This is a genomic window from Tunturiibacter gelidiferens (assembly GCF_014201335.1).
In the GTDB taxonomy this organism is placed as follows: Bacteria; Acidobacteriota; Terriglobia; order Terriglobales; family Acidobacteriaceae; genus Edaphobacter; species Edaphobacter lichenicola_E.
In genome coordinates, this window is sequence record NZ_JACHEB010000013.1 from 148,148 (window position 1) to 170,453 (window position 22,306).

The following is a 22,306-nucleotide window of genomic DNA, read 5'->3' on the forward strand; positions in this document are numbered from 1 at the left end:
TGGTTGCTGGAGCTGTAAATACGAGGGAAGGCCGGAGGCGTTTGGGATGGGTTAGGAGGAAAGATGGGCTTGTTGTGGGAGAGATGACGACAACAGCAGATCCCCTTCGGGGATGACAACAAGAAAGGCAACGGCAATACAGGCAACATCTCTTGGAGGCGTTTGTGGCAGAGCCGAAGAAGAAAGAGACCGGGCCGCTGCACGGTTCGAGAATTGAAGACTATTGCATGATTGGGGACTGTGAGACGGCAGCTCTGGTGTCGAAGGAGGGCTCGATCGACTGGCTGTGCTGGCCGACGTTTTCCTCCGCTGCGTGTTTTGCAGCTCTGCTGGGCACCCGCGATCATGGGTTCTGGCAGATTGCGCCGAAAGGTAAGGTGAAGGCGATTCGCCGGCAGTATGTGGGGCATACGCTGATAGTGGAGACGACGTTTGAGACGAGGGAGGGAGAGGTCTGCCTGACCGACTTTATGCCGCCGCGAGAGAAGCATTCACACGTTGTGAGGACGGTGCGGGGTATTCGCGGGCGGGTGGCGATGCAGATGGATCTTGCGATCCGGTTTGATTATGGACGGACGACTCCGTGGGTGACGAGCACCGACGATGGGATCCGCGCGATCGCGGGTATGGACATGATCACGCTGAGGACGAAGGCGAAGTTGCGTGGAGAAGGGATGACCACGCGGAGTGACTTCACAGTGCGTAAAGGCCAGACGATGACCTTTACGTTGACGGGCTCATCTTCTCTTGAAAAGGCTCCGCCGGAGCTTTCGGTAGACAAGGCTTATGCAGAGGCAGAGAGATTCTGGACTAAGTGGAGCAAGAGGAATGCTTATATCGGACCCTATGAGGAGGCGGTGGAACGTTCTCTGATCACCCTGAAGGCGATGACGTATAAGCCGTCGGGAGGAATTGTGGCGGCGGTGACGACGTCGCTGCCGGAGAAGATTGGCGGGCCACGGAATTGGGACTATCGCTATTGTTGGTTGCGGGATACTGCTTTCACTTTGCTGATTCTGATGCAGGCCAACTATATGGACGAGGCGGTGGAGTGGCGCAAATGGTTGCTGCGCGCTATCGCAGGGGCTCCCGACCAGGTGCAGACGATCTATGGAATTTGCGGTGAGCGACAGTTGGTGGAGTGGGAGGCAGATTGGCTGCCGGGTTATGAAGGTTCAAGTCCGGTTCGGATTGGGAACGCGGCTGTGGATCAGTTTCAGCTGGATGTCTTCGGCGAGGTGTCTTCGGCTCTGTCGCGAATTCCGCAGGCCGAGGACGAGATTCGCGTTTCGGCAACTTCGATGCAGGCTTCGTTGACGGATCACCTGTGCAAGATGTGGGAGAACCCGGACGAAGGGATATGGGAGACGCGCGGAGGTGCGATGCACTTTACCCACTCGAAGGTGATGGCGTGGGTGGCGCTCGATCGGGCGATTCGACATCATGAGCAGTTTGATGGAAAGGGAGATGTGAAGCGATGGAGGAAGAATCGCGAGATGTTGCACAGGGAGATTTGCAAAAAGGGTTTTGATAAGAAGCTGAATAGTTTTGTTCAGTCGTATGGGTCGAAGCAACTGGATGCGTCGTGCCTGCGGATTGGACTGGTGGGATTTTTGCCGATGGACGATCCGCGGATTATCGGGACGGTGGAAGCGATAGAGAAGCGGCTGATGAAGAATGGTTTCGTCGAACGTTACGACACGAAAAAGACCGACGACGGATTGGCGGGAAGTGAGGGGGCGTTTCTCGCGTGCAGCTTCTGGCTGGTTACGAATTTGTGGTTGATTGGCCGGAAGGAGGATGCGAAGGCGATGTTTGAGCGGCTGCTTGCGCTGCGCAATGATGTTGGTTTGTTGTCGGAGGAGTACGATCCAATTGGAAAGCGCATGGTGGGGAATTTTCCTCAGGCGTTGTCGCATATTGCATTGATCCACTCGGCGTTTGCGATGTCGGGTTTGTGGACGCCGATCGGGAACGCGAAAGCTGAGGCTGGAAAGCGTCGCAAGACTTAGGCGCGAGCCATTTGGATCGTGCTTGTTGTATCGCGATGTGGATCAACCTTTACGGGCCGGGTGATTTGTTTTCGCTGACGAGCCAAATGCAACCAACGCGAGCCTTTGCGTCTCTAACAAGAGACCTGGATCTTTCTTTGTGTGGGTGTTTGCGTAATCTTTCCTGCCTTGTTTCCTGAACGCTATTTTTGAACGGTTGATGATGCTACGAATTCCAGGTTCCACGTATAGATTGCAACTTCATAAAGAGTTTACTTTCGACGATGCGGCGAGGATCGCCGACTATTTGCATGAGCTCGGCATCTCGCATGTTTATTGCTCTCCCTATCTGCAGGCTGCGCCGGGGAGCATGCATGGATATGACGTGGTCAATCACCAGAAGGTGAACGAAGAGTTGGGTGGTGCGGAGGCGCACGACCGGTTTTGCAAAAAGCTGGGGGAAGCCGGGCTGGGGCAGGTGCTGGACATCGTGCCGAACCACATGTCGCTGGGCAAGGAGAACCAGTTCTGGTGGGATGTGCTCGAGAATGGGACGTCGAGCCGGTATGCTTCGTTCTTCGATATCGATTGGCAGCCGCAAGAGGAGCGTCTGCGGGATAAGGTGCTGGTGCCGATCCTTGGGGATCAGTATGGGCGGGTGTTGCAGTCGGGCGGGATCAAGGTGGTGCGGCGCGGGATTAAGTTTCAGGTGGAGTGTTCGGAGCAGTCGCTGCCGGTGTCGCCGCCATCGCTGCCGGTGATTCTAGGGAAGGCGGCGGAGTATGCGAAGTCGGATACGATGAGTTTTCTGGCGGCTTCGTTTGGCCGCTTGCCTGCGCCTGAGTACGTGGACCGCCGGACGATTCTGGCTCGCCATCGGGATAAGGTGGTGCTGTTCACTCTGCTGCAACGACTGTGCGCGGAGGAGCCCGAAATCTTAGGGGCGATGGACCGGTCGATGGACGAGCTGAATGAGAATCTCGATGCGCTGGATGACTTTTTGAATCAGCAGAACTATCGGTTGGCTTACTGGAAGACTGCGGATCAACAGTTGAGCTATAGGCGTTTCTTTGATGTGAATACGTTGATTGGACTGCGCGTGGAGCGGGAGTATGTGTTCGAAGAGACGCATGCGCTGCTGTTGGATTGGTTGAAGCGAGGGGTTCTTGATGGTCTGCGGGTGGATCATCCGGATGGCTTGCGCGATCCGATGGAGTACTTCAAACGACTGCGGGAGCGCGCTCCTGATGCTTGGGTGATTGGGGAAAAAATTCTAGAGCCGGGCGAGTTTCTGCGAGAGAGCTGGCCGATTCAGGGAACGAGCGGGTATGACTTTCTGAATGTTGCGGCAGGCGTGTTGGTGGCGCCTGAGGGCTTGATGGAGTTGACCTCAATCTACAGCGGCTTTACAGAGCAGCCGACAGACTTCCACGCGATTGCTCATGAGAAGAAGATCAGTGTGTCGCAGGAGGCGCTGGGTAGCGATGTGAATCGGCTGACGTCGATCTTTGTGGAGATATGCGAGGCCAATCGCGATCGTCGTGACTACACGAGAGCGGAGGGGAGGCGCGCGATTCGTGAGGTGGCAGCGTGCTTCTCGATCTATCGAACGTATGTGGTGCCGGAGCGCGAGGAGATTACCGAGGAAGATCGCGAGTACATTTCGCAGGCGACGGAGTGCGCGAAAGAGAATCGGCAGGATATCGATGCAGGACTCTTTGATTTTCTGCGCGATGTGCTGACGATGGAGGTGAAGGGGAAGCTGGAGAGCGAATTTCTGCTGCGCTTCCAGCAGTTCACCGGGCCGGTGATGGCGAAGGGGGTGGAGGATACGGCGTTTTACTGCTTCAACCGGTTGACGGGAATGAATGAGGTGGGGAGCGATCCGGGGCGTAATGGGTTGAGTGTCGAGGAGTTTCATTCGTACTGCAGGAAGATGCAGGAGACGCATCCGCTGACGATGACGACGCTGTCGACGCACGATACCAAGCGCAGCGATGATGTGAGAGCACGATTGGCAGTGCTGTCGGAGATACCCGCGAAGTTTGGGGAGGCGATACGGCGCTGGTCGCGAATGAATAATGCGTTTCGGGTGCGAAAGCCCTGGGGGGATCCGCTGCCGGATCGCAATACGGAATATTTTTTCTACCAGACTTTGATTGGAGCGTGGCCGCTGCCGATGGATCGCGCGAAGGCCTACATGACGAAGGCGATGCGTGAGGCAAAGCAGCAGACGACGTGGGTTGCGAACAACAAGGAGTTTGAAGACGCGCTGAATTTGTTTATTGAATTTACGTACAGCTATGCGCCGTTTCAGCGAGAACTGCAGCAGTTTGTGGAGAAGATACTGGAGGCGGGGCGTGTGAATTCGCTGGCGCAAACGCTACTGAAATACACTGCGCCGGGTGTGCCGGATTTGTACCAGGGGACGGAGCTGTGGGATCTGAGCCTGGTCGATCCTGACAACAGGCGGCCTGTGGACTATGCGGTTCGGCAGCGGTTGCTGGAGGAGTTGAAGCTGATGACTGGCGATGACGCGCCGGCGAAGGTGCTGGCAAAGGCCGATGAGGGGTTGCCGAAGATGTGGACGATTCATAAGGCGCTTCAACTGAGACGGGAGAGGCCGGGGTCGTTTGGTGCGGAGGCTGACTACGTTCCGTTGATGGTGGATGGGGCGAAGCACGATCACGTGATTGCGTACCTGAGGGGTGAGGATGTTGTGACGGTGGTGCCGAGGCTAACGATGAAGTTGGCTGGAGCTTGGAAGGATACATCGGTGACGCTGCCGGAAGGACGATGGAGAAATCGTATGACGGGAGCGAACATTGAAGGTGGTGAGGTCGGGGTGAAGGAGTTGCTCAAGGATTTTCCCGTGGCGCTTCTGGCGCGCGAGGACGTGGGGGAGAAGACTGATGCATGAGTTCAAGGTTTGGGCGCCTGATGCTCAGAAGATTGGTGTGAAGATCGGCGATGCGACGTATCCGATGGGCGGACCGAATGAGCATGGATGGTGGACGGCTTCGGTGAAGCAGGCGGGACCGGGAACGGATTATGGATTTGTGTTGGGAGATGATCCGAAGGCGTGGCCCGATCCGAGGTCGGAGTGGCAGCCTGATGGAGTGCACGGATTGTCGCGTCTGTATGACCAGACGACATTTGCGTGGAGCGACAAACACTGGGATGCGATGCCGCTGGCGCGGGCTGTGATCTATGAGCTGCACATTGGAACGTTTACACCGCAGGGAACGTTCGATTCGGCGATTGAGAGGCTGGAGTATCTGGTCGAGCTTGGCATTACGCATGTGGAGTTGATGCCGGTGGCTGCGTTTCCAGGTGGGTACGGATGGGGATATGACGGGGCCTCGTTGTTTGCGGTGACAGAACAGTATGGCGGACCGGATGGGTTGAAGCGACTGGTGGACGCTTGTCATAAGCGCGGTCTCGCTGTGCTTCTGGATGTGGTCTATAACCACTTTGGACCTGTCGGGAACTACTCCGGCAAGTACGGACCGTACATTACGGAGAGGCATCACACCCCATGGGGCGGCGCCATCAACTTCGAAGGCGAGGGAAGCGACGAGGTGCGGCGTTTCTTCTGCGACAACGCGCTGATGTGGATGAGGGACTATCACATCGATGGTCTGCGACTGGATGCGGTGCATGAGTATGTCGACCGGTCGGCGGTTCACTTTATGGAGCAGCTGTCTTCTGAGGTGAAGGCGTTGTCGAAGGAGTTGGGAAGGCGGCTGGTGCTGATCGCCGAGAGCGATTTGAATGATCCGAGAGTAGTTATCGCTGCGAAAGATGGCGGCTATGGCATGGATGCGCAGTGGAGCGACGATTTTCATCATTCGCTCTTTACGGTGTTGATGCCGGAGGGAGAGGGGAAGGGGTACTACTCTGATTTCGGCACGTTCGAGAAGCTGGCGAAGGCGTTGACGAAGAATTTTGCGCAGGATGGCAGCTATTCGAATTATCGAAGACGTTCACACGGTCGGCCGGCCGATGATCTGTCGCCGCATCATTTTCTCGGGTACATCCAGAATCACGACCAGGTAGGCAATCGAGCGGTTGGCGACAGGGTGGATCAGACGGTGGGTATAGACCTTGCGAAGGTGGCGGCCGCGCTTGTGTTTACCGCCCCATTTATTCCGATGATCTTTCAGGGGGAGGAGTTCGCGGCTTCGACGCCGTTTCTATACTTCGCGGATCACGAGGATCCGGAGATGGCGAAGGCAGTAAAGAACGGTCGACGGGGCGAATTCGCGGCGTTTGGATGGAATCCGGAGGACATTCCTGATCCGGAAGATGTGGAGACGTTTCGGCGTTCGAAGCTGGAATGGGATGAGATTCACCAGGGACGCCATGAAGAGATGCTGGATTGGTATCGCAAGCTGATTCAATTGCGGCGTGGCTCCGTGTCGTTGAACGATGGATCGCCGGGGCACGTGAAGGCCAGGTTCGATGAGCGGGGGCGATTGCTTGTGATGGAGCGCGGGGCGGTGGCGGTGATGTGCAATTTTGGCTCGCAGGTGGCGGAGCTTGCTCATCCACGCGATCTTCCGTTGCTGCTTGCTTCGCGGGCAGGAGTCGAGATCAAAGATGGCTCCGTTATTTTGCCTGGGGAGAGCGTGGCGATTCTATCGGGGGAGCAAAGCCGTCTGGGTTCTTAGCTTCGCGACGAGTTCGGCTGGGTGGCGGTGAGGCGTCGAGCTGATTTTGGTTCTCTGGGAACTTAAGCAGTGGGCGCGGGAGTGCAAAGCGTTTAGCATGGGGCGGTGGGTTTGAATCGGTTCGCTCGAGGTTCACCCTTCTTCAAGGCAAAGCTTCTCGATCCCAGGGAAACTTTTGCGTTGCTGGCTCGTCTTCCTTAGTGAATGGCGACTTGGGTGAGTAAATTCCAAGCGACCGACGAGAACGTGACGTATTCGGGCTAGAGGAAGTGACATGTTTAAGATCACTCAGTTTTTTGGGGCGGCGGTATTGGGTGCCGTGATTTCCCCGATGGTGGCATTGTTTGCCTGTTGTGGTGTCTCGGTGGCGCAGACTCCAACGGCTTCCGCACCTGCGGCTGCGCGTCAGATCGGCACGGTGAAGGCGGTGGCGGGAGGTAGTCTGACCCTGACGACCGATGCGGGGCAGGAGGTTGTTGTAAGCGTGGCGGATGGTGCGCGGGTTCTGCAACTGGCTCCGGGTAGTACCGATTTAAAGACGGCACAGACGATTGGTCTGGCGGATATCGCGGTAGGGGATCGTGTACTGGTGAGTGGTAAGGCCGTTGATGGCGCCGGGTTTACAGCGTCGCGCGTGATTCTGATGAAATCGTCAGATATTGCACAGAAGCACGAAGCAGAGCAGGGAGACTGGCAGAAGCGCGGGACAGGTGGCATCGTGAACTCGGTGGATGCTGGCAGCGGTGCGGTGACCGTGTCGGTCGGCGCGAAGAAGCTGGTAGTGAATACGTCGAGTACGACGAAGTTTCGGCGATATGCGGGCGACTCAGTGAAGTTTGAAGATGCGAAGCCGGGAACTTTGGCGCAGATTCAGGCGGGAGATCAGCTGCGGGTACGGGGAGCGAAGTCTGACGATGGATCGTCGATTCAGGCCGAAGAGATTGTCAGTGGTTCGTTTAAGAACTTGGCGGGGCTGATCTCATCGATTGACGCGGCCAAGGGGACGGTGACGCTGAAGGATCTCGCCACGAAGAAGACAGTGACGGTGCTGATTACTGATAACTCGAACCTGAAGGCGCTGCCAGCGCAGGCTGCGGCGAGGTTTGCGGCGCGGGCGAAGGGCGGGGCATCGGAGGCGGGTGAGGAGTCACACGCTGCTGGCCAGACCGGTGGTTCGCCTGCGGAACGAACGGGTGGTTCGGGGCGCTCTGCTGGAGCGGATCTGTCTCAACTGGTGAGCCGGTTGCCGAATCAGACGGTTGCTGATCTGAAGACGGGAGATGCGGTGATGATCGTCGCGTCACAACCGGATTCGACGAGCAGCACGATTACATGTGTGACGTTGCTGTCTGGAGTAGAACCTATTCTTGCGGCAACGCCCAGTGGGGGGCCGGCGTTGACGCTGTCTCCGTGGAGCCTTGGTGGGGGTGACTCCGGCGCGCAGTAGCCGGGGTCCGTGGTGGAACGATAGAAAAGTTTGAGGAGCGGTAATGTCATTTCGTGCAGTTCTGAAGGTTGTTTTGTTTTTTCTCATCGCATTTAGCCCGGTGGTTGCGCGGTCGCAGCAGGTAGGCGCTATTGTGCATGGAACGGTGGCGGATCCTGAAAGTGCTGTGATTCCAGGGGCGACTGTGACGCTTACTCCTGCCTCGGGGAAGGCTTTGGTTACGCAGTCGCAGAGCGACGGAACTTATACTCTGCGCGGGATTGCTGCGGGAACCTACTCGATGACGGTGACGATGCAGGGGTTCGCGTCGTTCGTGAAGCTGGGGGTGAAGGTCACGGCGGGACAGAATTTGACGCTCGATGCAAAGATGGCGATCGAGGAGGAGAAGCAGGAAGTCAACGTCAACTCGCAGGGTGCGCAGGTGAGCGTGGACTCCGACAGCAATGCGAGTAGTACGGTCATTAAGGGGAAGGATCTGGATGCGCTGTCGGATGATCCTGATGAGCTGTCTTCGGAGTTGACTGCGTTGGCGGGGCCGGCTGCGGGCCCGAATGGAGGTCAGATTTACGTGGATGGTTTTACCGGCGGACAGCTTCCGCCGAAGTCTTCCATTCGCGAGATTCGCATCAATCAAAATCCCTTTTCGGCGCAGTATGACAAGCTTGGCTATGGGCGCGTTGAGGTTTTTACGAAGCCGGGTACGGATAAATTTCACGGCAACATCAGCGTGCAGGGTGGGGATAATGTGTTCAATACGTCGAACCCGTTTTTGGGGGCCTCGAATACACAGCCACCGTATTACACGACCTTCATTCTGGGGAGTGTGAGCGGGCCGATTAATCGGTTCGCTTCGTTTACGGTGGGAGGGTCGCATCGGACGATTCAGGACAACAATATTGTCAATCCGAGCGGCTTCTATGCGGCTTCGGCGGATGCAACGACACCTTGTCCGCCTGGCGTAGCGACGATCTCCTCCTGCTCGTATTTTTCTTCTTATCCTGAGGCGGCGCGTGCGGTGTCGCATCCGCAGACGCGAAGTGATGTAGCTCCCCGCGTTGATTTTGCGCTGGGAGAGAAGAACACGTTGACGGTGCGCTACCAGTATTACGTCAATGGACAAAACAATAACGGCATCGGGAACACGAATCTGCCTACGGCGGGTTACAACACGGAGGCGACAGAGAATACGGTTCAGATCAGCGATACGCAGATTCTGAGCCCGCGCGTGATCAATGAGACGCGGTTCGAATATCAACGGGACTACTCTACGCAGGATCCGTTGAGCACTGATCCGACAGCTTCTGTGCAGGGAATTTTTACGTCGGGTGGATCGAGCCTGGGGACGCAGCAGAGTACCAGCACTCATCTTGAGTTTCAGAACTACAGTTCGATCGCGACAACGAAAAACTTCATTCGGTTTGGTGGACGGGTGAGGACGACGGATGAATCACTCTCCTCGAATGCTGGATCGAACGGGACGTTTACTTACTCGTTCCTGTTGGACCCCTGCACGGATCCGAATCCGAGCATCAAGAGACCGAGCAATTGCGCTAAGGGTGTGACGACACCATGCGATTCGGCGAATGCGGGCATCTCGTCGTACCAGTGCGGGCTGCCGGGGCAGTATGCGGTGACGGCGATCAACAAGCTTACGGTAGACGGGCGCGTGACGGATGTGGGGTTGTATGCGGAGGATGACTGGAAGCCGAAGGGAAACCTTACGATTACCTACGGTCTTCGGCTGGAGGCGCAGAACGTTATAAGTAGTGCGCATGATTTTGCGCCGCGGCTGTCGTTTGCTTATGGGATTCCACGGGGCGGCGGCAAATCGCCCACGACGGTGCTGCGGGGGGGATTTGGAATCTTTTACGATCGATTTACGCTGGCGAACTACCTGACGACGTTGCAGGAGAACGGGTTCAATCAGATCACCTCGACGGTTCTTAATCCGGGGAGTGTCTGCACGCCGGATAGCCCGAGCAGTTGCGGGAGTCCGACGTCGAACAAGATTACGACTTACGGACTCGGCGACGGGATACGCAGTTCGTACACGATGCAGGAGGCAGTAGGGTTCGATCAGCAGCTTGGGCGTGCGGCCACGATGTCGGTGAACTACCTTTATGCGCGGGGCGATCATCAGTATCTGAGCAGGAACTTCATCGTTGCCAATGGCTTCGATCAACAGTTTCAATCTGGCGGCGTCTATAAAGAAAATCAACTGCTGATCAATGGGAGTGCGCGGTTGAAGAAGCTGACGTTGTTTGGCTTTTATTCGTTGAACCTAGCGGATGCCAATACGTCGGGAGCGTCTTTCTTTCCGACCAGCAACACGGACACGAAGGTGGACTATGGACGCGCGTCGTTTGCGCATGCGAGCTTCGCGGTGGTGGGCGGGAGCTGGCAGCTTCCTTATGGGTTCTCCGCGAGCCCGTTCGTGATTGCGCAGTCGGGAACGCCTTATAACCTCACGACCGGGCAAGACCCTTTCAATACGTCGATCTATAATCAACGGCCTTTCTTTGAGAATGGTGATAGCGGACGCTGCAGACTTGCGTCTGACTTCAGCTCTACGCAGACTGGCAGTTTGACACCGGTGCCGATCAACTACTGCGACGGACCTACCAACTTCACGTTCAATCTTCGTGCTTCGCGTGTGTTTGGATTTGGGGAGCGGGCTGGCGCAGCTGCGAACTCTACGCAGGGAAGCGGCTCGGGGCGTAACAACGGTTCGGGCGGCGGCGGTCAGGGCGGTGGTGGTCTCCGGGCTGGTGGGCCAGGCGGTGTTCGAGGGGGATTTGGGCCTCAGGGAGCCAGCTCGGGACATAAGTATACTTTCACGCTTGGGGCGCAGGCTTTCAACCTGTTCAACGTCGTTCCTTTTGGAACGCCTACAAGCGTTTTGAGTTCGCCGCGATTTGGACAGTACACTACGCTGGCGGCGGGGCCCTTCAGCTCTGCAACTGCTGTGCGCCGAATTACGCTGCAGGCTTCGTTCAATTTCTAGTTCGAAGGAAGACAGCACAGGCGCAACCGAGCACTAAGGTCGCGCCTGTGATGTTTGTCTTGGAGGAGTTTTACGGTTTGAAGTTCTTCTTCAGGGTTTGCCAGCAGGTGTAGTACTCGTGCTGGCGAGCGGCGGTGTCCATCGCGAACTTTGTGGGGCGGCAGACGAAGCGGGTTTCGAACATGAAGGCGAGGGTGCCTTCGAGTTTGACTGGCTTGAGTTCGGCTTTGCTGGCGCGGTCGAAGGTTTCGGCGTCGGGTCCGTGACCGCTCATGCAGTTGTGCAGGCTGGCTCCGCCGGGAACGAAGCCCTCGGCCTTGGCGTCGTACTCGCCTTTGACGAGCCCCATGAACTCGTTCATGAAGTTGCGATGGAACCAGGGTGGGCGGAAGGTGTGCTCGGCGACGAGCCAGCGTGGGGGGAAGATGGCGAAGTCGACGTTGGCGGTGCCGGGGATCTCGCTGGGCGAGGTGAGGACGGTGTAGATGGAGGGGTCGGGGTGGTCAAAATTGACGGAGTTGATGCAGTTGAAGCGCGCGAGATCGTATTTGCAGGGCGCGTAGTTGCCGTGCCAGGCGACGACGTCGAGCGGGGAGTGGTCGAAGTCGGTGGCCCAAAGATTGCCCTGGAACTTCGCGACGACCTGGAAGGTTCCGTTGTCGCGGTCGTCGTAGGCGGCGTGGGGGGTGTGAAAGTCGCGGCTGTTGGCGAGGCCGTTAGCGCCGATGGCGCCGAGTTCGGGTAGGCGAAAGTGGGCACCGTAGTTTTCGAGGAGATAGCCGCGGGCTTGGGGGTCGAGGAGCTCGACGCGGAACTTGATGCCGCGCGGGACGAGTGCGATTTCGCCGGGATTGATGTCGAGGATGCCGAGTTCGGTGTGGAGCGTGAGGCGGCCGAGTTGAGGGACGAAGAGAAGCTCGCCGTCGGCGGAGTAGAAGAAGCGGTCTGTCATGCTTTTGGTCGCGGCGTAGATGTGGATGGCGACGCCGGAGTGCATGGTGAGGTCGCCGTTGCCGGCAAGGGTCGTGAGGCCGTCGATGAAGTCGGTTGGGGTGGTGGGGAGGGGGAGGGGATCCCAGCGGAGTTGGCTTGGGGTCGTCTCGACTTCGTTGAAGGGGGTGGAGCGGACCATGGCGTTTGCGATGCGCTCGTAGGGTTTGTGCATGACGGAGGGACGGATGCGGTAGGTCCAAGTGCGGCGATTGAGCAGGCGAGGCGCGGTGAAGGGGCTGCCGCTGAGTTGCTCGGTGTAAAGGCCGAGCGGGGCCTTTTGCGGGCTGTTCTGACCGACTGGGAGGGCACCGGGGTGTGCCTCGGTGGCGAACTCATTGCCGAAGCCGCTGAAGTACTTGAGTTGGGGCATGATGATCCTCTTGGTAGAAAATATCTCGGGTTGATGTTTGCTTCGAGACGAGCGAAGAAGGCTTCTTGACGACACAGAAGCTTAGCCGAAAACAGGCGTTTCGTGTTGAGAGAGCTACCGGGTGAGGGAGGGGTCGGCGGTGTCGACCAGATAGGGTTTGCTGGCGGGCTCGTTGGTGGAGGTGGCTGCGGAGATGACGACGGTTTTTGCGTTGAGGAACTCGCGCATGCCCGCTGCGGAGAGTTCGCGGCCGTAACCGGAGCGCTTGATGCCGCCGAAGGGAAGGCGTGGGTCGCTGGCGACGATTGCGTTGAGGAAGACGCCGCCGCACTGCAGCTCGGAGATAAAGCGCTGTTGTTCGGCGGGCTCGCGAGTCCATACGGAGGCGCTGAGGCCGAAGGGCGTGTCGTTGGCGATCTCGATGGCCTCGTTGACGTCCTTCGCGCGGAAGAGCATGGCGACGGGGCCGAAGAGCTCTTCGCAATAGACGGCAGAGGTGCGTGGAACGCCGGTGAGGACGGTGGGTTCGAAGTAGTTGCCGGTGCCGAGCATGCGTTCGCCGCCGGTGAGGATGCGTGCGCCGGCGTGTGTGGCTGCGGTCACCTGCGCTTCGAGAAGTTCGAGGGCGCGGACGGTCGCGAGAGGACCGATGTCGGTGTCCTCTTTCATGGGATCGCCGACGCGCATGGCTTCCATGCCTGCGACGAAGCGGGATTCGAAGACGTCGTAGATCTCGTCGGCGACGATGAAGCGTTTGGCTGCGATGCAGGATTGTCCGCTGTTGACGCACCGGGCGCGGACGGCGATTTCGACGGCTGTGTCGAGATCGGCCGAGGGCATGACGATGAAGGGATCGCTGCCGCCGAGTTCGAGGACGGATTTTTTGATAAGCCAGCCGGCCTGTGCGCCGATGGCTCGACCGGCGGTCTCGCTGCCTGTGACGGTGACGGCGGCGATGCGCTCGTCGCCGAGGACTATTTCGACCTGATGAATTTCGAGGAGGAGGCTCTGGAAGGCGCCGCGTGAGAAGCCGGCTCGACGCACGAGGGATTCGATGGCGAGAGCACACTGAGGGACATTTCCGGCATGTTTGAGCAGAGCGACGTTGCCGGCCATCAGTGCGGGAGCGAGGAAGCGGAAGACCTGCCAGAAGGGGAAGTTCCATGGCATGACGGCTAAAACGACGCCGATCGGATCCCAACGCACGTAGCTGTAGTTGTCGTCGGTGGGGATGGACTCGGGCGCGAGGATGCGGGCGGCGTGCTCGGCGTAGTAACGGCAGACGCCGGCGCATTTGAGGATTTCGAAGTGCGCGGCCTCGATAGGCTTGCCCATCTCCTGGGTAATGAGTGTGGAGAGGTCGTCGACCTCGTGTTCGAGAAGGAACGCTAGCTTGCGCATCCAAAGAGAGCGATGCTCGAGCGGCACCTGGGAGTAAGTGGGAAACGATTCGGCGGCGAGAGCGATCTTCTGGCGCGCGGCTTCGTCGGTGAGGGGGTCGAAGCTGCGTAACAGCTTTCCAGTGGCGGGATTGATCGATTCGATGGCCATGCTGAATACAGAGTTACTCCGACGCTAGTTTAGCAAGGGCCGAGGCAAGCACCTGTACCCCTAGAGTGGTATCCGACGGGGAGGCGTATTCGTCCGGTTTGTGGCTTACGCCGTTGCGGCACGGGATGAAGATCATGCCGATAGGTGCGATGCGGGCCATGAAGAGGGAGTCGTGATAGGCGCGGCTGACCATCTTTTTGTAGGGGATTTTTTTGGCGACGCAGGTCTCCTCGAGGAGTTTGACGATGTGGGGCGAAGACTGCGCTGGGGCATCGGCGTTGACTAGCTCTTCGGTGATTGTGACTTTGCGGCGCTGACGGAGGTCTTCGTAGTCTCGACGGACGGCTTGCATGACGGATTCGCGGCGGGCGGGGTCGGTGTCGCGGATGTCGAGTTGCAGGATGACCCGGCTGGGGACGCTGTTGACCGCGCCGGGATGTACGTCGCAGGTGCCGATGGTGGCGACGGTGTCAATGGTTCCGGTGGCAAGGGCGTGTTTTTCGACGGAGAGAATGAGTTCGGCGGCGGCGCAGAGAGCGTCTTTGCGGTCGGGCATCAGGAGCGCTCCGGCGTGGCCGCCGAAGCCAGTGATAGTGAAGCGATAGCCAGCGGGGGCGGCGATGCTGGTGACGATGCCGACCGGGATACCTTCTCGCTCGAGGAGAGGGCCTTGCTCGATGTGGAGTTCGATCCAGGCGTGGTAGTGGTTCGATGGGAGTTGCACCGAGGCGAGTGAACCGGAGAAGCCTGCGTCGGTTCGGACGGCGGCTAGTGTCGCTTCATCTTTGTCCTGCATTGCGTCGGCGCGGATTGGGTCGAGCGTTCCGGAGATGAGTCTGCTGCCGAGACAGCCAATGCCGAAGCGGGTGGGCTCTTCGGAGGTGAACATGACGAGCTCGATGGAGCGACGGGGGTGCAGGCCACTGCGTTTAAGCGCGCGCATGGCTTCGAGGCCGCCGAGGACTCCAACGGTGCCGTCGTACATGCCGGCGTGAGGGATGGCATCGGTGTGTGATCCGGTGGCGACGGCGGGTAGTTCCGGCTGTGTTCCCGGCCAGCGGATGAAGATGTTGCCTACGGCGTCGTCGCGGACTTCGAAGCCTTCAGCGGTGGCTAATTCTTTCAGCCAGGCGCGGGCGCGGAGGTCGTCGGCGGAGAAGACGATGCGGGTGACGGCGGTGCCGTTACTCACGGGCTCGGCGTCGGTGAAGGTGGCGAGGGTTTGGAGTTCGCTTATCAGCCGCGTCTGATCGATGTGGATCTGGTGTGTCAAAACTTTTCGCCTCGGGTTGCGTGGAGTTCGTTTCGGATCTGCCGCGGAGTTCAGGCCAGTGGGTGACGGTTCCAATCTTTGTAGATGAGATATTTGGCGGGGCGTTTTCCGATGGCGCCGAACCATTGTGGGCAGTAGGGCCCCATCCAGATGAAGTCGCCTGCGGTGACCGGGTACCAGCTGTCGCCGAGGCGGTAGATGCCGCCGCCTTCGAGCATCAACAGGCCGTGCTCCATGATGTGGACCTCGACCATGCTGAGCGCTGCGCCGGGTTGGTAGGTCATCGTGTTGACGGCGAAGTCGAAGGATGGCGAGCCGGGAAGTAGGCTGCGAACCTGAAGGTCGGGGTCATCGTTGAGCGGGACCGAGAGTGTTTTGTCTTCGTGGCCTACGAAGGTCTCCGGTGCAGGAGCAGATGCGATTGTTTCATAGGGCTTTTCGATGACTACGAGTCGGGTGGATTGCTGTGCGGTGAGGGTGTGTGCGGCGTCTTCGGGGATGTAAGCAAATCCGCCGGGGATCAGCGTGTGGAAGCTGGTGTCGGTTGCGAGATCGGCTGCGCCTTCGAGCGCATAGATAAAACGCTGGTTGGAGGTTGGTCCGAGCTTGCCGCCGGGCTCGAGCTCTGCGGTGTACTGGGTGAAGGCTGCGCCGCCTGCGGGTGAGATGTGAACGACGGCGGTGGCGCGCTCCATGCCTGGCAGCACGGTGCGGACGAAGGTGTCCGGCGTGTGGAGAAGATGATCGCGCTGATTGGTGCTGCGAGTGTGTCCCAGGTTATGCATGGTCGTCCTTGGTTTTATCTTCGCTCAATTGTGCGAGGAACTCCATTGCGGTTGCGAGGGCGGCCTCTACGTCCTGTGGAAGCACGGCTTCGTCGGGATGATGGCTGAGACCTCCGGGGCTGCGAAGGAAGAGCATGGCGGAGGGGATGATTGGTGCGAGAATCATCGCATCGTGGCCGGCGCCACTGGTCATTCTCCGATTGGGGAAGCCAAGTTTCGAGGCGGCGTTGTGCAGTCGGGTCGTCAGATGCGGATCGAGCGGGACGGCGGGTTGATCCATCTCGATATGAGTTGTGATCTTCACCCCGCGTTCGGCCGCGAATGAGGTTGCGCTGTCAATCAGTGCAGACACGGCCGCATGGCGCGTCTCGTCCTGAGCGTGGCGCACATCGAGCGACGTCTTCACTCTTCCGGCGATCACGTTTCCAGCGCCAGGTGAAACTTCCAGCTTGCCGACGGTTGCGACGAGGCCTTTGCGAGAGATAGCGTGCTCTTCGACGGCTACGATCCATTTTGCGGCTGCGGCCATCGCGTCGTGTCGCAAGTGCATGGGCGTAGTGCCTGCGTGGTTGGCCTGGCCGTCAAAGATGAAGTGCATTCGGGTCTGGCCGACGAGAGCGTCGACTACTCCTAGTGGGGTATCTTCACTCTCGAGTACGGGGCCCTGTTCGATATGAAACTCGAGGTATGCGAAGACATCTTCGGATAAAACTGCGGCGGGAAGATGCGCAGGATCGAGACCGTAGTGCGTGATCGCGTTGGTGAGGCTCACACCATCTTGATCTGTGCGCTGCAGTGCTTCGTCGTCCAATCCTCCGACAACTGCGAGGCTGCCGAGGAACGGCTTACTGAAGCGGACGCCTTCCTCTTCTGAAAAGCCGATGACTTCGATCGAGAATGGTAGTTGGCGCCCCTGCAGCTCTTCGATAACGGCGATACCAAGGATGACGCCGAGGATACCGTCGAAGGCTCCGGCGTTGGGGACGGTATCCAGATGCGACCCGATGATGATGCGTGGTGCATCGGAACGGGAAGATTGCAATAGTCCGCGGATGTTGCCGATGGCATCAATTCGGACCGTCATTTTGGCTGCCTCCATCCACTGGCGAAGCAACTTGTGGACAGCGTGCATCGGAGTGGTCAGGAAACGGCGTGTGATCTCGCCTGGGACTTCGGTGAATGCGGCAATCTCCCGGCAGCGGGAGATGATCCGAGTGGCGCGATCTATATTTGCTACTGGCATAGGTACTTATTGTTTATATTCAGGATTTGCGGCGAACGCGAGCCTCGATGTATCCGTGCGGCTCGTCGGTGGGAACGAAGATCTCGTTGGGATTGTCCTGGCCGAAGCGGGAGAGATCGACGAGGAGGCAGTGTTTGTTCGGCATAGTGATTTCGATCTCGTCGATTTCGTGTACGTCTTCGAGCGCGCTTGCGGCCATCGCGTAGAGAGTTTGTTGCACGGATTTGCTGTCGTGATTGGCGAAGGTGCGGAGCATTGTCTCTCGAACTTTTGTGCGGACGGTTTCGAAGTCGAGGTCAGTGGAGATGTATTGCCACTCGGCGCGGACTGCGGTTCCGAAGAGTCGATCTTTGGTCTCGGGCAGAGTGGTGAGCGAGTCCTTGATGTAGCCTTCGAAGCTGGAGTGAGCGGTCTTGAGCAGGACGAGATTGTCGAGGCCAGAGAGGATGTGAAAGCCTCCGCTCTGAGCCCGCTCAATGCTGGCTGTTTGAACTTCGTCGCTGCCGCGCATAAAGGCGCTGGGATGGGGTTCGCCGTCGACCGTCAGGTGTTTCCACATAGTGCTTTCGATGCGGACTGAAGCGGATGAGACCTGCGGATTGCGCCCTAACAGGAAGTCAACGAGCTCTTTGGCGTAGTCCTCCATCGAGGTTGCTTTGGAGGTTCGAGCGAGAGAGTAGACGGTGTTCTTCATCGTATCTGTCGGCAGAATTTTGCTGTTGTCGCCGTCGAGATGGGCGGAGTCGAAGTCTCCCTTCAGTAGCACCTGAACGGTCCACTCGCGCAGCTCGTAGCCATGGGAGTAACGGGTTACCTTCATCAAGCGGACGCGGGATTTTCCGTAAAGATTTTCGGCTAGCTCGATCATCGGGTCAGCTTCCTCGATAAGTTGTGTAGCCGTTCGCGGTCAGGAGCAGAGGGATATGGTAATGCTGCTCGCACTCGGATACCGTGAAGACAATTTCTACGTAGGGATAAAGGCCGTCCAGCTGATGTTGTTTGTAGTGGGCGAGAGTGTCAAAGTGAACACGATAGATGCCTGGTCGCAGGACGTCGGTTTCGGGTAGGAGGTGTTTGCAGCGACCGTCTGCGTCGGTGGTTGCTTCGTTGAGTGTGGACCACTCTTCGTCAGTCATGCGAGCAAGAGTGACTGGAACACCCGCGGCGGGCCTACCTAGTGATGTGTCGAGAATGTGCGTGGAGATGCCCATGATTACTCTGACTCCAACCAGCGGTGAAGGCGAAGCTGTGTGATCTGGCGTTGTTGTTCGGCTGCTTCACGAAGTTCGGTTGCATCGTCGTTTTGCATTCGCGCTTCCAGAATGACGAGGATCTCTGCTGAAGTTTTGCCCGAAGCGCACACGATGAAGATTCGGCCGAATCGTTCTTCGTAGCGACGGTTTGCGTCTTCGAGCGCTCGTTTAGCGGCTTCATCTTTCGTGAGCGCTGCGCGCTGCTCCTGTGTCGACCAGCGTAGTGACTCTTCGGTTGCGTGAGTCTGTGCGTGATTTTGACCGATGCGCGGATGGCTGTCGAAAGCCTCTCGCCATGACTCTTCAGGGAGGTTATGCCAGAGGGAAGAGGATGTTTCGAGGAGCGAGTGTTCGTCTTCGATCGGACGCGCGGAGGCTAGTGCAGTTGCCCATGCCTGGGAGCCGCAGCAGGGAAGAGCTTCGCGGGCGGCGGCGACGAGATCGAGTGAGTTCCATCGGGCCAGAACTTTGTTCATGCGTGTCTGCCTACTATAACTTGACCTCCCGGCCTGAAGGCGTGGGAGCGAAGATGCCGTCGCGGTATGCCGGTTCTCCGCGCAGGTAGGTAGCTTTAACAGCGCCGCGCAGAGTTTCGCCCATGTACGGTGAGATGGCATGGCGGTAGTGCAGTTTGTTAGGAGTGACGGCGAACTCTGTTTCGGTGTCGAAGATGATGAAGTTTGCGTCGCGGCCTGATTGGAGAGACCCTGCTCGATGGGCGAGGCCGGCGAGTGCGGCTGGTGCAGTGCTCATCCAGCGGGTGATGTCTTCGAGCGTGCCGCCGCGATGAGAGGAGTCGGTGTGGATGATCGAAAGGGCGAGAGGAAGGCTGGCGATGCCGCCCCAGGCTTGATCGAAGCGGCCAGTATCGATGCGCTTCATCGCGGGCGGGCAGGGCGAGTGGTCCGTGACGATCATGTCGATGGTTCCGTCGTGCAGGCCGCGCCAGAGGGCGCGCTGGTTTTCTTTGCTGCGGATTGGAGGTGCGCACTTGAGTAGAGTTGCGCCGTCTGGGATATCTTCGGCGGCGAAGTGCAGATAGTGTGGGCAGGTCTCGACGGTGAGGGGAAGGCCTTCGCGGCGTGCAGCTTTCAGTTCGGAGAGAGCGAGCGCGGTGGAGAGATGAACGATGTGCAGGCGAAAGCTGTACTGGCGGCAGAGACGAATCATCAGGCGGATGGCCTGGAGTTCAGCTTCGTCCGGGCGAGACGCGAGGTAGGTCTCGTATCTTCGCCAGTCTGCGTTGGCCAATCGCTGGGTTGCTGCGTCGATAGGGCCGGCGAGTTCGGCATGGACAAGGAGGGGGAGGCCAGACTGCGCGATGGATGGGAGTGCGGCTTCCAACTGCTGTTGGTCGATCATGGTGAAGCCGTCGCAGCCGGGGTAGATGAGAAAACATTTGAAGCCGAGTACACCAGCGTCGGCCAGAGGAAGGATTTGTTGCTGATTGTTTGCAACGGCTCCTCCCCAGGTGGCCCAGTCGATGAAACACTCTCCCTTTGCAGCGTCGCGCTTCTGCTCGAGTGCGGCGACTGTTGTGGTTTCGGGAAGACAGTTTAGCGGCATGTCGATGAGGGCGGTGTATCCTCCGGCGGCGGCAGCACGTGTTGCGGTGCGGAAACCCTCCCATTCGGTGCGACCCGGTTGGTTGATGTGGACGTGGGTGTCGACCAGTCCGGGGAGCAGAGCGTCGTTGCCGCAGTCGTTAATAATGGCGTCGGCTGGCACCTCGGATGGGTGGCAGACGGCGCGTATCCTTCCATCTTCTACGAGAAGCGCGCCCGGTTGCGTCCCCTGTGGAGTGACGATGCGTTTTGAGAGAAAGGCATGTGCCATAATTTGATATTCCGTCACTTCCGCCACAAAATTGTGACCTAAGGATACCGAGCCGAATGCAGGGCAACCCAATCTTCATGCAGAAAGCGATTGCGCTGGCGACGGAGAACGTTCGGTCCGGTCGCGGAGGGCCGTTCGGCGCGGTGATTGTGCGGGGCGGCGAGATCATTGCGACTGGCGCGAATCTCGTTACCGCGACCAATGATCCGACAGCGCATGGCGAGATTGTAGCAATCCGAAACGCGTGTGCGGCACTCGAGAGCTTTCAGCTTGTTGGCTGCCATATCTATACGAGCTGCGAGCCTTGTCCGATGTGTCTTGCGGCAATCTACTGGGCGCGATGTGAGGCGATTTTTTACGGCGGTTGCGCAGCCGATGCTGCAGCGGCCGGATTTGACGACGCTTTTCTTTATGAAGAGATGAAGCTGCCGCTCGACCAGCGCAAGATCCCGGCGGTGAGACTTCTGCCTGAGGAGGCGATTTCGAGCTTTGAGGCCTGGCGTGAGCGCGTCGGCAGAATCGATTACTAAGACATGGCGATAAAGCAAACGAAGAGAGCTGCGGTCAAAAAAAATAGAGCGAATTCTGGTGTGAAGGTTGCGCTGCTCGGATTCGGCACCGTCGGAGGGGCGGTAGCACGGGTGCTTGCTGCGTCGAGATTTCAGGGTGTCGAGCTGACGCATATCTTCAATCGCAATGTGGATCGGAAGCGTAGCTCGGCAGCCGCGAAGGCCGTACCGGCTTCAGTTGTGTGGACCGATAGCATCGATGTGATTCTGCGGTCGGATGTTGATGTTGTTGTTGAATTGATGGGTGGCCTCAATCCGGTGGAAGGGTGGTTGCGCAAAGCTCTCACGGCGGGTACGTCTGTAGTTACGGCGAATAAGCAGCTTATCGCTTACCGAGGGACCGGCCTGGCGAAGCTCGCCGAGAAGCACAACGTTCATCTGCTGCACGGTGCGGCGGTCGCGGGTGGTGTGCCGGTGATTCCCGGGATGTTGCAGGGGTTGTGTGGCGATCAGGTGACGCGGCTGAGCGGCATCGTCAATGGTACGTGCAATTACATTCTTAGCCGCATGGAAGCTGGAGCGGATTACAGCACCGTTCTGGCTGATGCACAGCAGCTTGGGTATGCGGAGGTTGATCCGGCGGCTGATGTCGATGGGTATGATGCGCGTGCGAAGCTTTGCATCTTGTCGCGCATTGCGATGCACGCTGAACTGGACCCGGATGCGGTGGCGATGCAGACGATTTCGGCGATTGAGGCGATCGATTTTTCTTATGCGAAAGAACTGAACTGCACGATTCGCCAGGTTTCCCGAGCGGAGCTAGATGGGAAGCTCGTGCATGCGCGCGTGGCGCCGATGCTGGTGCCGCTGGCTTCGCCTATGGCGTGGTCGCATGGGACGCAGAATATGGTGGTCGTGAGTGGGAGATTCGGCGGAGATGTTGTTTTCTCGGGGCATGGTGCAGGCGGGGAGCCAACGGCGGTCGCGGTGGTGTCCGATCTGTTGGCCGTGGCTCAGGGTTGTAAGAGCGTGGAGCTGCCATTGCGAAGACGCGAGGTGACAGGTGATTTTTTTGCGCCGCACTATCTGCGGTTTGTCGTTGATGACAAGCCTGGGATTGTCTCTGCGATTTCGGGTGCTCTTTCGAAGGTTGGGGCGAATATTGATTCGCTGCTGCAACGGCGCGGGTACCCGAAGCATCGACTGCCATTTGTAGTGACGACCGAGCCGTGCCTGAGCTCGACCATTGAGCGTGCATTGGCTTCGGTTGCTCGTATGGATTGCATGCTGGAGAAGCCGTTGTGCCTACAGATGCTTGAGGTCGAAGACAAGGCAGAATGAAAAAGCGGCGCAGAGTGAGTGCGCCGCCTTGTCGCGT

At 58.4% G+C, this 22,306-nt stretch carries 16 protein-coding genes; 7 read left to right on the forward strand and 9 right to left on the reverse strand.

Annotated features, from left to right (window positions below):
* The first annotated feature begins 164 nt into the window (after nucleotides 1-164).
* From HDF14_RS22755 to HDF14_RS22775, 5 genes are all read left to right on the forward strand, one after another.
* Nucleotides 165-2,012 (forward strand): glycoside hydrolase family 15 protein, encoded by a 1,848-nt coding sequence (locus HDF14_RS22755; protein ID WP_313899667.1) that lies wholly within the window; start codon nucleotides 165-167, stop codon nucleotides 2,010-2,012.
* 199 nt (nucleotides 2,013-2,211) lie between these two features.
* Nucleotides 2,212-4,911 (forward strand): malto-oligosyltrehalose synthase, encoded by a 2,700-nt coding sequence (treY, locus tag HDF14_RS22760; RefSeq protein ID WP_313899668.1) that lies wholly within the window; start codon nucleotides 2,212-2,214, stop codon nucleotides 4,909-4,911.
* The gene (treZ, locus tag HDF14_RS22765) at nucleotides 4,904-6,664 is read left to right on the forward strand and encodes a malto-oligosyltrehalose trehalohydrolase (RefSeq protein WP_183981051.1); all 1,761 of its coding nucleotides are present in this window, start codon (nucleotides 4,904-4,906) and stop codon (nucleotides 6,662-6,664) included. The genes treY and treZ overlap by 8 nt, the downstream gene beginning before the upstream one ends.
* A 274-nt stretch (nucleotides 6,665-6,938) precedes the next feature.
* Complete coding sequence (locus HDF14_RS22770; RefSeq protein WP_260698507.1) at nucleotides 6,939-8,111, forward strand: DUF5666 domain-containing protein; 1,173 nt, start codon at nucleotides 6,939-6,941, stop codon at nucleotides 8,109-8,111.
* 43 nt (nucleotides 8,112-8,154) lie between these two features.
* Nucleotides 8,155-11,115, forward strand: coding sequence for a TonB-dependent receptor (locus HDF14_RS22775; RefSeq protein WP_183981052.1), 2,961 nt, complete (start codon nucleotides 8,155-8,157; stop codon nucleotides 11,113-11,115).
* A gap of 70 nt (nucleotides 11,116-11,185) precedes the next feature.
* Here the strand turns inward: HDF14_RS22775 and hmgA are convergent, their stop codons facing one another.
* From hmgA to allB, 9 genes are all read right to left on the reverse strand, one after another.
* Nucleotides 11,186-12,478, reverse strand: a complete 1,293-nt coding sequence (gene hmgA, locus HDF14_RS22780; protein ID WP_183981053.1) for a homogentisate 1,2-dioxygenase — start codon at nucleotides 12,476-12,478, stop codon at nucleotides 11,186-11,188.
* A 114-nt stretch (nucleotides 12,479-12,592) separates the two neighbouring features.
* Nucleotides 12,593-14,029, reverse strand: coding sequence for an NAD-dependent succinate-semialdehyde dehydrogenase (locus HDF14_RS22785; RefSeq protein ID WP_183981054.1), 1,437 nt, complete (start codon nucleotides 14,027-14,029; stop codon nucleotides 12,593-12,595).
* 13 nt (nucleotides 14,030-14,042) lie between these two features.
* Nucleotides 14,043-15,302 (reverse strand): M20 family metallo-hydrolase, encoded by a 1,260-nt coding sequence (locus HDF14_RS22790; RefSeq protein ID WP_260698508.1) that lies wholly within the window; start codon nucleotides 15,300-15,302, stop codon nucleotides 14,043-14,045.
* A 50-nt stretch (nucleotides 15,303-15,352) separates the two neighbouring features.
* Nucleotides 15,353-16,087 carry a (S)-ureidoglycine aminohydrolase gene (allE, locus tag HDF14_RS22795; protein ID WP_183981056.1) on the reverse strand — a complete coding sequence of 245 codons (735 nt, stop codon included), beginning with the start codon at nucleotides 16,085-16,087 and terminating at the stop codon, nucleotides 15,353-15,355.
* Entirely contained in the window at nucleotides 16,080-17,330 is a 1,251-nt protein-coding gene (locus tag HDF14_RS22800) for an allantoate amidohydrolase (protein ID WP_183981057.1), read from the reverse strand. Before HDF14_RS22800 ends, allE begins: the two co-directional genes overlap by 8 nt.
* A 19-nt stretch (nucleotides 17,331-17,349) precedes the next feature.
* On the reverse strand, nucleotides 17,350-18,198 hold the full coding sequence (gene pucL, locus HDF14_RS22805) for a factor-independent urate hydroxylase (RefSeq protein WP_183981058.1): 849 nt from the start codon (nucleotides 18,196-18,198) through the stop codon (nucleotides 17,350-17,352).
* Between the two features lie 4 nt (nucleotides 18,199-18,202).
* Nucleotides 18,203-18,541 carry a hydroxyisourate hydrolase gene (gene uraH / locus HDF14_RS22810; protein ID WP_183981059.1) on the reverse strand — a complete coding sequence of 113 codons (339 nt, stop codon included), beginning with the start codon at nucleotides 18,539-18,541 and terminating at the stop codon, nucleotides 18,203-18,205.
* Between the two features lie 2 nt (nucleotides 18,542-18,543).
* Nucleotides 18,544-19,059, reverse strand: coding sequence for a 2-oxo-4-hydroxy-4-carboxy-5-ureidoimidazoline decarboxylase (gene uraD / locus HDF14_RS22815; RefSeq protein WP_183981060.1), 516 nt, complete (start codon nucleotides 19,057-19,059; stop codon nucleotides 18,544-18,546).
* A 13-nt stretch (nucleotides 19,060-19,072) separates the two neighbouring features.
* Nucleotides 19,073-20,419 carry an allantoinase AllB gene (allB, locus tag HDF14_RS22820; RefSeq protein WP_183981061.1) on the reverse strand — a complete coding sequence of 449 codons (1,347 nt, stop codon included), beginning with the start codon at nucleotides 20,417-20,419 and terminating at the stop codon, nucleotides 19,073-19,075.
* Between the two features lie 56 nt (nucleotides 20,420-20,475).
* On the opposite strand from allB, the gene HDF14_RS22825 reads away from it, so the two are divergent.
* Both HDF14_RS22825 and HDF14_RS22830 read left to right on the forward strand, forming a co-directional pair.
* Entirely contained in the window at nucleotides 20,476-20,949 is a 474-nt protein-coding gene (locus tag HDF14_RS22825) for a nucleoside deaminase (protein WP_183981062.1), read from the forward strand.
* A gap of 3 nt (nucleotides 20,950-20,952) precedes the next feature.
* Nucleotides 20,953-22,269 carry a homoserine dehydrogenase gene (locus HDF14_RS22830; protein ID WP_183981063.1) on the forward strand — a complete coding sequence of 439 codons (1,317 nt, stop codon included), beginning with the start codon at nucleotides 20,953-20,955 and terminating at the stop codon, nucleotides 22,267-22,269.
* The last annotated feature ends 37 nt before the right edge of the window (nucleotides 22,270-22,306 follow it).